The organism is Streptomyces sp. AC550_RSS872, from assembly GCF_019049285.1.
Classification (GTDB): Bacteria; Actinomycetota; Actinomycetes; order Streptomycetales; family Streptomycetaceae; genus Streptomyces.
This window is the reverse complement of record NZ_JAGMUL010000104.1, coordinates 15,871-27,510: the sequence shown is the minus strand read 5'-3', so window position 1 is coordinate 27,510 and position 11,640 is coordinate 15,871. Positions and strand designations below refer to the sequence as shown.

9 protein-coding genes are annotated in these 11,640 nt (G+C 67.0%); 7 read left to right on the top strand and 2 right to left on the bottom strand.

Annotated features, from left to right (window positions below; translation table 11 throughout):
• The first annotated feature begins 78 nt into the window (after window positions 1-78).
• The gene (locus KUM44_RS31690) at window positions 79-2,058 is read left to right on the top strand and encodes an ATP-dependent DNA helicase (protein WP_217213202.1); all 1,980 of its coding nucleotides are present in this window, start codon (window positions 79-81) and stop codon (window positions 2,056-2,058) included.
• A gap of 187 nt (window positions 2,059-2,245) precedes the next feature.
• Here the strand turns inward: KUM44_RS31690 and lexA are convergent, their stop codons facing one another.
• Window positions 2,246-3,025: a transcriptional repressor LexA gene (lexA, locus tag KUM44_RS31685; RefSeq protein ID WP_003997358.1), complete on the bottom strand. Its 780-nt coding sequence runs from the start codon at window positions 3,023-3,025 to the stop codon at window positions 2,246-2,248.
• A 564-nt stretch (window positions 3,026-3,589) separates the two neighbouring features.
• Here lexA and nrdR point away from each other — a divergent pair.
• From nrdR to KUM44_RS31665, 4 genes are all read left to right on the top strand, one after another.
• The gene (nrdR, locus tag KUM44_RS31680; protein ID WP_217213201.1) at window positions 3,590-4,159 is read left to right on the top strand and encodes a transcriptional regulator NrdR; all 570 of its coding nucleotides are present in this window, start codon (window positions 3,590-3,592) and stop codon (window positions 4,157-4,159) included.
• Window positions 4,160-4,324: 165 nt separating this feature from the next.
• The gene (locus KUM44_RS31675) at window positions 4,325-7,219 is read left to right on the top strand and encodes a vitamin B12-dependent ribonucleotide reductase (RefSeq protein ID WP_217213200.1); all 2,895 of its coding nucleotides are present in this window, start codon (window positions 4,325-4,327) and stop codon (window positions 7,217-7,219) included.
• Window positions 7,220-7,445: 226 nt separating this feature from the next.
• Window positions 7,446-8,189, top strand: coding sequence for a hypothetical protein (locus KUM44_RS31670; protein ID WP_254390413.1), 744 nt, complete (start codon window positions 7,446-7,448; stop codon window positions 8,187-8,189).
• Window positions 8,190-8,277: 88 nt separating this feature from the next.
• On the top strand, window positions 8,278-9,396 hold the full coding sequence (locus KUM44_RS31665; protein ID WP_254390412.1) for a hypothetical protein: 1,119 nt from the start codon (window positions 8,278-8,280) through the stop codon (window positions 9,394-9,396).
• Between the two features lie 162 nt (window positions 9,397-9,558).
• Here the strand turns inward: KUM44_RS31665 and KUM44_RS31660 are convergent, their stop codons facing one another.
• On the bottom strand, window positions 9,559-10,092 hold the full coding sequence (locus tag KUM44_RS31660; protein WP_217213199.1) for a TerD family protein: 534 nt from the start codon (window positions 10,090-10,092) through the stop codon (window positions 9,559-9,561).
• 154 nt (window positions 10,093-10,246) lie between these two features.
• On the opposite strand from KUM44_RS31660, the gene KUM44_RS31655 reads away from it, so the two are divergent.
• Together KUM44_RS31655 and KUM44_RS31650 are read left to right on the top strand one after the other, a co-directional pair.
• The gene (locus KUM44_RS31655) at window positions 10,247-10,852 is read left to right on the top strand and encodes a YdbC family protein (protein WP_217213198.1); all 606 of its coding nucleotides are present in this window, start codon (window positions 10,247-10,249) and stop codon (window positions 10,850-10,852) included.
• A gap of 117 nt (window positions 10,853-10,969) precedes the next feature.
• A complete protein-coding gene (locus KUM44_RS31650; protein WP_217213197.1) occupies window positions 10,970-11,629 on the top strand; it encodes a histidine phosphatase family protein in 660 nt (219 codons plus the stop codon).
• Window positions 11,630-11,640: the final 11 nt, after the last annotated feature.

The following is an 11,640-nucleotide window of genomic DNA, read 5'->3' as shown; positions in this document are numbered from 1 at the left end:
ACCCCAGGTCTTGATCCCGCCGCTCGTCCCCACCGTGGGCGCCCCTTTGTCAGTGCCGGGCCGTAGGGTGGTCGCTCTATGACAAAGCCCTCACTCCCCGAACTCCTGCATGCCGCCGTCACTGCCGTCGGCGGTACGGAGCGCCCCGGCCAGGTGACCATGGCCGAATCCGTCGCGGAGGCGATCGACGGCGGGTCCCATCTGCTGGTTCAGGCCGGCACCGGCACCGGAAAGTCGCTTGGCTACCTCGTTCCCGCGCTCGCTCAGGGGGAGCGCGTCGTCGTGGCGACGGCCACCCTGGCGCTCCAGCGCCAATTGGTGGAGCGTGACCTGCCGCGCACCGTCGAGGCACTGCACCCGCTGCTGCGCCGACGCCCCGAGTTCGCGATGCTCAAGGGCAGGTCGAACTACCTGTGCCTGCACCGTCTGCACGAAGGCGTGCCACAGGACGAGGAGGAGGGCCTCTTCGACCAGTTCGAAGCCGCCGCACCCACCAGCAAGCTGGGGCAGGACCTGCTGCGGCTGCACGAGTGGTCGGACGAGACGGAGACGGGCGACCGGGACAACCTGACACCCGGCGTGTCCGACCGGGCCTGGGCCCAGGTGTCCGTGTCGTCGCGTGAGTGCCTGGGTGCCTCGAAGTGCGCGTACGGCGCCGAGTGCTTCGCCGAGATGGCCCGCGAGCGCGCCAAGCTCTCGGAGGTCGTCGTCACCAACCACGCCCTGCTCGCGATCGACGCCATCGAGGGCGCCCCCGTCCTCCCGCAGCACGAGGTCCTGATCGTCGACGAGGCGCACGAACTGGTCTCCCGCGTCACCGGAGTCGCCACCGGCGAACTCACGCCGGGCCAGGTCAACCGCGCGGTGCGCCGCGCCGCGAAGCTCGTCAACGAGAAGGCCGCCGATCAGCTCCAGACTGCCGCAGAGGGCTTCGAAAGGCTGATGGAGCTTGCCCTGCCGGGCCGTCTGGAAGAGATCCCGGAAGACCTCGCCTACGCTCTCATGGCGCTGCGCGACGCCTGCCGCACCGTCATTTCCGCGATCGGGGCGACCCGCGACAAGTCGGTGCAGGACGAGGACGCCGTCCGCAAGCAGGCGCTGGCCTCGGTGGAGTCCGTGCACGACGTGGCGGAGCGCATCACGAACGGCTCCGAGTGGGATGTCGTCTGGTACGAGCGTCACGACCGTTTCGGGGCTTCCCTGCGCGTGGCCCCCATGTCCGTGTCGGGCCTGTTGCGGGAGAAGCTCTTCGCGGATCGGTCCGTCGTCCTGACTTCCGCGACCTTGAAGCTCGGCGGCGACTTCAACGGCGTGGGCGCGTCTCTGGGACTCGCACCCGAGGGCACCGAGGGCGATGACCTTCCGCAGTGGAAGGGAGTGGATGTCGGCTCGCCCTTCGAGTACCGCAAGCAGGGCATTCTGTACGTGGCCAAGCACCTGTCGCGCCCCGCGCGGGACGGCGATCGGGTCGACATGCTCGATGAGCTGACCGAACTCATTCAGGCTGCGGGTGGCCGCACGCTCGGCCTGTTCTCCTCGATGCGAGCCGCACAGCTGGCCGCCGAGGAGCTTCGCTCCCGCATCCCCGAGTTCCCGATCCTCCTTCAGGGCGAGGAGACGCTCGGCGAACTGATCAAGAACTTCGCGGCCGATCCGAAGACCTGCCTCTTCGGCACACTGTCCCTCTGGCAGGGCGTCGATGTCCCCGGCCCGAGCTGTCAGCTGGTCGTCATGGACAAGATCCCGTTCCCGCGCCCCGACGACCCTCTGATGAGCGCTCGCCAGAAGGCGGTGGAAGACGCCGGTGGCAACGGCTTCATGGCGGTCGCGGCCACTCATGCCGCGCTGCTCATGGCGCAGGGCGCCGGCCGCCTCGTACGGGCATCGGGCGACCGCGGCGTGGTCGCCGTACTGGATCAGCGGCTGGCCACAGCGCGGTATGGGAGCTATCTGAAGGCGTCACTGCCCGACTTCTGGTACACGACGGACCGTAATCAGGTTCGAAAGTCGTTGGCCGCCATCGACGCGGCGGCGAAGAAGTCGGAAGCGGAACAGTGATCGGGGGTTAGCCTGTCGCGGCATCGCGACAGGCTAACCCCCGATCTTGCATCCACTGACCTCGGGGTCGGCACCGCTCAGGATCTGGAACAGCACAAGCCCCGGACAGCACAGGGCCCCGGAACCGGCGCAGAGGTTCCGGGGCCCGGTCAGAGGGCGACGCCGTGCGCTTCGCCCGCCGCGGCCGTCACACGCGCCGCAGCACTGCCACCACCTTGCCCAGGATGGTCGCGTCGTCACCGGGAATCGGCTCGTACGCAGAGTTGTGGGGGAGGAGCCAGACGTGGCCGTCCTCGCGCTTGAAACGCTTGACGGTGGCTTCGCCGTCGAGCATCGCGGCCACGATGTCGCCGTTCTCGGCAACCGGCTGGCGCCGGACCGTGACCCAGTCGCCATCACAGATCGCGGCCTCGATCATCGAGTCACCGACGACCTTCAGGACGAACAGCTCGCCGTCGCCGACCAGCTGTCGAGGGAGGGGAAAGACGTCCTCGACGGACTCCTCCGCGAGGATGGGGCCACCGGCGGCGATACGGCCGACCAGCGGAACGTAGGACGCGGCGGGCTTGCCGGTGGTGTCCGTGGGCTGCACAGAGGCGGCCTGGTCGGAGCCGCGCACCTCGTACGCGCGCGGGCGGTGCGGGTCACGGCGGAGGAAGCCCTTGCGCTCCAACGCCATGAGCTGGTGTGCCACCGAGGACGTACTGGACAGGCCGACCGCCTGACCGATCTCCCGCATCGACGGCGGGTAGCCGCGCCGCTGCACGGAATCCCTGATGACCTCGATCACACGGCGCTGGCGATCGGTGAGCCCTGAGCTGTCCGCCCGGATGCCGGGAGGTCGGCCCGGCAGGGAGCGCTTGTGCCCCTCGGGATTCATGGCTTCGTTCATCGCATGCACCGGCTCGAGTCGGCCCTGGGAGCGGTCCTGGGCAGTGATGGTGGCACTGTCTGCGGTGGTGGTCACGTCGGCCCCTCTCGATGGTCTCCCTGCTGCACAACGGTAGTTGCTTTCGAAAGGTTGCGCCAAACACACGTTCGAGTGAAAAATCGCGAATCACCTGACGTGATCGTGTGTCCGGGTGTATGGCTGGCGCGCGGTACGGCGGGCAAAAGGGTTCATTGTTGTACCCTTCACCGCCGGGGTGACGACCTCGTGGGTTGTTGCCCCAGTCTGCCATCCGAGATCGGATCAGCCGGGAACCGACCCCCATCTGTGCGGGAGTCCCACGTCCCCTTCGTGCGGCGCTCACGGTATCTCCGTATGTGCCGGGGCGATACGCCCGTGCGTCAAAGTGTCCGGCGCGCCGGGGCGGCTGTATGGCGCCTGCCATGGTCTGTGCGACACGCGCGAACCGTGTCGATGTATGAGCCAATCCCCACATCTAGTGGTTGGATTGCGGCAGCAGCCCAGAAGTTGTGGTCCCCCCGGTCTTCGGCCGCTCGGAGATCGCCTATGCTTGGGGCTGCTTCGAGGGGCCCATGAGGTCCAGCGAGGCTATTGAGTCTGCTGTGAGGAGGGTTGGAAGTTATGCACTGCCCCTTCTGCAGGCACCCCGACAGTCGCGTCGTCGACAGCCGTACGACCGACGACGGCACCTCGATCCGTCGACGCCGTCAGTGTCCTGACTGCTCCCGTCGTTTCACGACGGTGGAGACATGCTCGCTGATGGTGATCAAGCGGTCCGGAGTCACCGAGCCATTCAGTCGTACCAAGGTCATCAACGGCGTGCGCAAGGCATGCCAGGGACGACCGGTCACCGAGGACGCGCTCGCCCAGCTCGGCCAACGGGTCGAGGAGGCGGTGCGAGCCACCGGAAGCGCCGAGCTGACCACCCACGATGTGGGGCTGGCCATACTCGGCCCGTTGCAGGAGCTCGACCTCGTGGCCTTTCTGCGATTCGCCTCCGTCTACCGGGCGTTCGACTCGCTCGAGGACTTCGAGGCCGCGATCGCGGAACTCAGGGAGACGACGGGGCGCCCCGCCGCGGACGACGACGACCGCGAAGACGACGCCGACGCAGTCACGGGGGGCCAGGAAGACGAGCGCGGGCCCGGAGGGACTCCACAGGTCCCCGTGCCCGCCAACGCCGCCGACTGAGGGCGGGCCGGATCCGGTCTTCGGACCTTCGGATCCGGCCCGGGGGCGGCGACAGAAGACCTGCTGCGGGTGGCAATCGGACGGTGCCCGCAGCACCAGACAGAACACGTGCCACGGGGAACATCGGGGCACTTCAGGGCGTTTTAGCCCGTACAGGGAGGCGGCATGACAGAGACGGCGAGCGGTCCGGCACGGAGTTCCCGCGCCAAGGGCACCAAGGCGACCAAGGGACTGCGTATCGAGCGCATCCACACCACCCCCGGCGTACACCCGTACGACGAGGTGGCCTGGGAGCGCCGTGACGTCGTCATGACCAACTGGCGCGACGGCTCTGTGAACTTCGAGCAGCGCGGCGTCGAGTTCCCCGACTTCTGGTCGGTGAACGCGGTCAACATCGTCACCAGCAAGTACTTCCGGGGTGCCGTAGGCACCCCGCAGCGCGAGGTGAGCCTCAAGCAGCTCATCGACCGCATCGTGAAGACGTATCGGAAGGCCGGCGAGGACTACAAGTACTTCGCCTCGCCCGCCGACGCCGAGATCTTCGAGCACGAGCTGGCCTACGCCCTCCTGCACCAGATCTTCAGCTTCAACAGCCCCGTCTGGTTCAACGTCGGTACGCCCCAGCCGCAGCAGGTCTCCGCCTGCTTCATCCTGTCCGTCGACGACTCCATGGAGTCGATCCTCGACTGGTACAAGGAAGAGGGCATGATCTTCAAGGGCGGCTCCGGCGCCGGCCTGAACCTCTCCCGGATCCGCTCCTCCAAGGAGCTGCTCTCCTCCGGTGGCAACGCCTCCGGCCCGGTCTCCTTCATGCGGGGCGCAGACGCCTCTGCAGGAACGATCAAGTCGGGTGGCGCCACGCGCCGCGCCGCCAAGATGGTCATCCTCGACGTCGACCACCCCGACATCGAGGACTTCATCGAGACCAAGGTCAAGGAAGAGGAGAAGATCCGCGCCCTGCGTGACGCGGGCTTCGACATGGACCTGGGCGGCGACGACATCACGTCGGTCCAGTACCAGAACGCCAACAACTCGGTCCGTGTGAACGACGAGTTCATGAAGGCCGTCGAGCAGGGCGGCAAGTTCGGCCTCCGCGCGCGGATGACCGGCGAGGTCATCGAAGAGGTCGACGCCAAGGCCCTGTTCCGCAAGATGGCCGAGGCCGCCTGGGCCTGCGCCGACCCGGGCATCCAGTACGACGACACCATCAACCACTGGCACACCTGCCCGGAGTCCGGCCGTATCAATGGCTCGAACCCGTGCAGCGAGTACATGCACCTGGACAACACGTCCTGCAACCTGGCCTCGCTGAACCTGATGAAGTTCCTGAAGGACGACGGCAAGGGCAACCAGTCCTTCGAGGTCGAGCGCTTCGCGAAGGTCGTCGAGCTCGTCATCACCGCGATGGACATCTCCATCTGCTTCGCGGACTTCCCGACGCAGAAGATCGGTGAGAACACGCGCGCGTTCCGCCAGCTCGGCATCGGCTACGCCAACCTCGGCGCCCTGCTGATGGCGACCGGCCACGCCTACGACTCCGACGGCGGCCGTGCCCTCGCCGGTGCCATCACCTCCCTGATGACGGGTACGTCGTACAAGCGTTCCGCCGAACTCGCCGCGGTCGTCGGCGCGTACGACGGCTACGCCCGCAACGCCCAGCCGCACCTGCGTGTCATGAAGCAGCACGCCGACGCCAACGGCGTGGCCGTACGCATGGACGACCTGGACACGCCGATCTGGGCCGCCGCCACGGAGGCCTGGCAGGACGTGCTGCGCCTCGGCGAGAAGAACGGATTCCGTAACTCCCAGGCGTCCGTCATCGCCCCGACCGGCACCATCGGTCTCGCGATGTCCTGTGACACCACCGGCCTTGAGCCCGACCTCGCGCTGGTCAAGTTCAAGAAGCTGGTCGGCGGCGGCTCGATGCAGATCGTCAACGGCACCGTGCCGCAGGCCCTGCGTCGCCTGGGCTACCAGGAGGAGCAGATCGAGGCGATCGTCGCCCACATCGCCGACCACGGCAATGTCGTCGACGCCCCCGGCCTCAAGCACGAGCACTACGAGGTGTTCGACTGCGCCATGGGCGAGCGCTCCATCTCCGCGATGGGCCACGTCCGCATGATGGCCGCGATCCAGCCGTGGATCTCCGGCGCCCTGTCCAAGACGGTCAACATGCCGGAGTCGGCGACCGTCGAGGAGGTCGAGGAGATCTACTTCGAGGCCTGGAAGCTGGGCGTCAAGGCGCTCGCCATCTACCGCGACAACTGCAAGGTCGGCCAGCCCCTCTCCGCCAAGACCAAGGAGAAGGAGAAGACCGAGATCACGGAGAAGGCCGAGGCCACCATCCGTGAGACGGTCGAGAAGGTCGTCGAGTACCGCCCGGTCCGCAAGCGCCTCCCCAAGGGCCGTCCCGGCATCACGACGTCCTTCACGGTCGGTGGTGCCGAGGGCTACATGACCGCCAACTCCTACCCGGACGACGGTCTCGGCGAGGTCTTCCTGAAGATGTCCAAGCAGGGCTCGACTCTCGCGGGCATGATGGACGCCTTCTCCATCGCCGTATCCGTCGGTCTCCAGTACGGCGTGCCGCTGGAGACGTACGTCTCGAAGTTCACGAACATGCGCTTCGAGCCGGCCGGCATGACGGACGACCCGGACGTGCGGATGGCGCAGTCGATCGTCGACTACATCTTCCGCCGCCTGGCGCTGGACTTCCTGCCCTTCGAGACGCGTTCCGCGCTCGGCATCCACTCCGCCGAGGAGCGTCAGCGTCACCTGGAAACCGGTTCGTACGAGCCGTCCGAGGACGAGGTCGACGTCGAGGGCCTGGCCCAGTCGGCGCCGCGCGCCCAGGAGCTGAAGGCCGTCGCCACACCGAAGGCCGAGGCATCGGCGGCCAAGCCCGCCCCGCAGCAGGCCCACACCAGTGCCGAGCTGGTGGAGATGCAGCTGGGCATCCAGGCCGACGCACCGCTGTGCTTCTCCTGCGGCACGAAGATGCAGCGGGCCGGCTCCTGCTACATCTGCGAGGGTTGCGGCTCGACCAGCGGCTGCAGCTGAAAATAGGCGGAATGGCATCGGATGCAAGACTCGACGTGACCCGCGAAGCTAGCTGACCTGTGGGTCTTGAAGGGGACCGGCCATCGGCCGGTCCCCTTCGGCCCTGGTGGACCGGGGGTGGTGCAGCGGTTCGAGAATTCACCCACGCATGCATCGCTCGCCTGCGGTCGCAGCGGCTGAGGCTCGCCGTGTCGACAGGCGCGTGGGCTCAGGGGACCATCGTCGCGTGCCGTCCGAACTGAATCACCTCGCTCTCCGCATCGTCACGCCGGACCCGGCTGAAAGCGGAGGCGCAGTCGAGGTCCGACTGATCATCGACGATCAGGACATCTTGGCTACCGCCTTCGAATCGGGCCCAGCAGAAGATCCCCGACATCTCCTTGTGCCCTCCAGCCCGCTGATGCCGTCGCACGAACCCAAAGAGGTTCGGCTCGCTGAAGCCGAATGCACGGAGGCCTGTTGCGGCGCCGTCTACGTGACGATCAAGCGTGAGGGCAGGACCGTCGTTTGGGATGACTGGCGGAACCCGGACGGCGATCTGGATCTTCCTCCGTATCGGTTCGACGCGCAGCAATACGGTGCCGAGGTTCAGCGCGCAGTTGCTGACCACAGTTGGGAATGGCCGGCCCGCACCATCGCCCGACTCCTGGAAGAGGGCCTACAGCAGCAAACCCAGTGGCTTGATCAATGGGAATGCCAACTCGCTTGGGTCAGCGCCCTGCCCTGGGAGCGGGATCGCGTCGCCGTCGCCTTCTTCCATCCCGGTCGGCCGACCGGGAATGACGAGGGGCCTTGGCTGCAGTTCCGCCATGTCCTGCCCGTCACTGACGACGCCCCCGAAGACCAGGTCAACCGGATGCTGCGAGATCTCCTCCAGGTCGATCCCCGGGCGACTGGCGAACTCTGCGGTGGTTCACGCGAGTTTGCCAAGCAGTTGGGATATCCGTGGCCGCCGCGATTCCGGCCCTGAGGGGGGAGGAACATCGGGTCTTGTGGCGACGGTCCTGCCCTGGCATGCTCCTGGCCATGATCAAGAGAAACGAGCCTTCCGCCCGCCGATGAGCGAGGCGACCGGGATGAAGCTCCCCGGATCACAGGTACCGCTGTTCGACTACGCGCTGGCACTGCACAAGTCCACTCCGGACAAGCCTCTTCCGCGCGACGGAGAGCCGTATCCAGAAGATCGGGCGCACCGTCGACGACCTCGCCCCGCGGCCCCCGAGGACCGAAGCCACATCGGGTGGGACGTGGCATCCGTCTTGGACGCTCACCTCGCCCGGCCTTCGGCCAGCCCCAGCGACCTCGCCGATGCTTTCCACGACTTCTACGTCCCGATTCACGAAAACGAGCACATCAGGGCGGTGGCCCAGCAGGCTGACAGAGACCGAGTTCTCCAGGCTGGTCGGTGGCTGGTCAGGCACGGCGCCGACCGCTGCGCGGCCACCGTGGGCCTTGCCCTCCTTGCGGCCGTGGGTACGGCCGACGACATCCCACTGATCCAAACGATCGGACTTCGGTCCAACCGCTTCGGCCCACTCGCGGCGCTCGCCTTGGAACGGCTGCCCGGAGGCGGCACCGAGGCCCTCCTCTGGCTTGCTGACCGAGTCACCGGCTGGGGGCGGGTCTACGTCGTGGAAGCCCTCTGTCGACTCGACGATCCTGCTGTCCGGCTCTGGCTCCTTCGCAGGGCATGTGACGGCGACTTCCTCAACGCGTACTTCGCCGGCCGTGTCGCCGAGACCACAGACTTGCACGAAGTTCTCATCGAACCCTGCGTGGACGACGAGATCGCAGACCACTCCGGCAGACTGCTCCTCGTGCTGACCTACAGCCAGGGTATGGGCGTGACCCTCTCGCGATACCCCCATGCGGAGGCAGTACTGGCCGCGCATCTGCGTCATCTTGAGCGTCTGGAGCCCACCGCCAGTCGGTATACCACTGCCGCGTGGCTGGCCAGCAGCCTCGGGGAGCATGGCGACGCAGGGTCGATCGGGCTCGCCGAGCGTTGGCGGTCCTATCGGGACCGCTATCTGGCACTTCTCGACCGCGAGGACTGGTGCCAGGCGGCCAGGAAGGCCCTCGCTGCCAAGGAACCCGGGGTCCTGCGGCTTGCAGATACGGCGTCGGGCCACGGTCTGCGAGCGTTCGCCGACCGGTCACCATCGGGCGAGGACTAGCGAACGCCAGGAATCTCTACCGGCGCCAGTACACCGGCCAGGGGCGTGGCCCCGGGCGCCGGTCAGCCGTTGAGGTGACCTCACAAAGGCCCTGAAGAGGGGCGTCGGCCATATATGTCGGCGCCCTTCTTCGCGGTATGCCCTGGCGAGCCCAAGAATTGCTCAGGGCTTGCGAGCCCTTCCCATGGTCGCTGTGAACGTCTCCGGGTCGTCCTCGAAACCGTGGATGCCCGGGTGGAAATCCCACGTGCTCGATCCCTCGCGTACGAACTCCGCGACCGTCGTCGCCGTCGCCCCGAGGACACCGCCGAAGTCGTCCTCGGCCATGACCGTGTAGCCCTCACGGATGCGCAGAGCCGGATTGATGACGCTGACGAAGGTGCGCTTCGCGGGGTTCTGCTGGATCACGACTCCGACCATCACGCGCGCGTACCGGCTGTCGAGCCGGTCGAGCTCCACGGTGAGGACCTCGTCCCAGCCGAAGCCCTTGCCGTCCTTGCTGTCCCGGTTGAGATAGATGGTGCCGTCAGGAGAACGGCTGTCGAAGTGCACCACGTAGGCGGGATCACCGTACGGGTCGCTCGCCAGGTAGGTCGCGGCGACGAGGTCCAGGTCGGTGGGCGGCTGCCCCGCCGGACTCGGATCCCACTTGAGTGAGATCTCGACCTTCCGGATCCCCTTGTTGATGGCGTTCACCAGGCTCCCCTTCCCCGTTTTGCGTTTGTCTCAGCCCGAACTGCCCAGCAGACGAGGCCGGTTGTCCATCCTGCCACGCGCGCGGGAACGTACGCCGGAGAGCACTCCTGCCGAGAGTGACCGGCGCCACGCTCCGTGGCCTTACGATGGCGCGGTGCTGGTCAAGTGGATTCGCTGCACCGTGGTGGACCGCCGCGGCTTCGAGCGGGGGCAGCGAAAGTGGGCGGGGCTTCTGGGGGAGCCGGGATTTCGGGGGCAGGGTGGTGGCTGGAGTCGGGGGCGGCAGGGGGTGGCGCACATCTTCTCGTTCTGGGAGAGCCGTTCCTTCTACGACTCCTTCATGGCCCGCTCCCACGACAGACTGGCGACCGCGCAGTCGGGCACCTTCAAGGACATACAGGTCAGACTCTTCGACTACCGCTTCGACGTGAAGACCGGTTTCGAGCCGCGCTTCACCGACGCGGATCTCGTCCGGGTGGCCCACTGCCGTGTCCATGAAGAGCGGGCCGAGCACTTCACGCTCATGCAGGAGAAGGTCTGGAACCCCGCGATGGCCGGCTCCCCGGGCATGATCCGCGGGCTGTTCGGTGAGGCACCGGGGCACGAGTTCCTGGTGCTGTCAATGTGGCGGTCGGCCGCGGAGCACGGTAAGTACCGGACGGAACGCGTGGAGCGACTGGCGCTGCGAGCCCAGACCGAGGCAGACATCGCGGCCCTTACGGGTGACATCGTGGAGCTCGAACCGACCTGGACGGTTTGAGTTCCCGACCCGCCTCGGTGCGTCTTGACGCGGCTGGCGGTGCAGGAAATGTGTGACCTACGCCGTATGAGCCTGTACGAGTCTTCGATGGGCCGTGACCCGATCTAGGGTTTTGGCATGGCACGACCACGGCGCATCGTCCTTGTCCGGCACGGCGAGTCAACGGGCAATGTTGATGACACCGTCTACGAGCGTGAGCCCGACCACGCCCTGGCCCTGACCGCGCGGGGCCGGTTGCAGGCAGAGGAGACCGGGAAGCGGCTGCGGGAGGTGTTCGGCCGGGAGCGGGTCAGCGTGTACGTCTCGCCCTACCGCCGTACGCACGAAACGCTGCGGGCCTTCCACCTGGACCACGAGCTCATACGCGTACGCGAAGAGCCCCGGCTGCGCGAGCAGGACTGGGGAAACTGGCAGGACCGCGACGACGTACGCCTCCAGAAGTCATACCGGGACGCCTACGGCCACTTCTTCTACCGCTTCGCCCAGGGCGAGTCCGGCGCCGACGTGTACGACCGGGTCGGCAACTTCCTGGAGAGCCTGTTCCGCAGCTTCGAGGCGCCCGACCATCCGCCGAACGTGTTGCTGGTGACCCATGGACTCGCGATGCGGCTGTTCTGCATGCGCTGGTTCCACTGGACGGTCGCGGAATTCGAGTCGCTGTCGAACCCCGGGAACGCGGAGATGCGGATGCTCGTTCTCGGGGACGACGGCAAGTACACGATTGACCGGCCGTTCGAACGCTGGCGAGATCCGGAACCGTACGGGATCACCGGATAGAGTGGCAGAGC

Bases quoted from the DNA above. Each gene is read 5' to 3' on its own strand.
- KUM44_RS31675 (WP_217213200.1), top strand. From the start codon at position 4,325: ATGACAGAGACGGCGAGCGGTCCGGCACGGAGTTCCCGCGCCAAGGGC.
- KUM44_RS31665 (WP_254390412.1), top strand. From the start codon at position 8,278: ATGAGCGAGGCGACCGGGATGAAGCTCCCCGGATCACAGGTACCGCTG.
- nrdR (WP_217213201.1), top strand. From the start codon at position 3,590: ATGCACTGCCCCTTCTGCAGGCACCCCGACAGTCGCGTCGTCGACAGC.
- KUM44_RS31690 (WP_217213202.1), top strand. From the start codon at position 79: ATGACAAAGCCCTCACTCCCCGAACTCCTGCATGCCGCCGTCACTGCC.
- KUM44_RS31650 (WP_217213197.1), top strand. From the start codon at position 10,970: ATGGCACGACCACGGCGCATCGTCCTTGTCCGGCACGGCGAGTCAACG.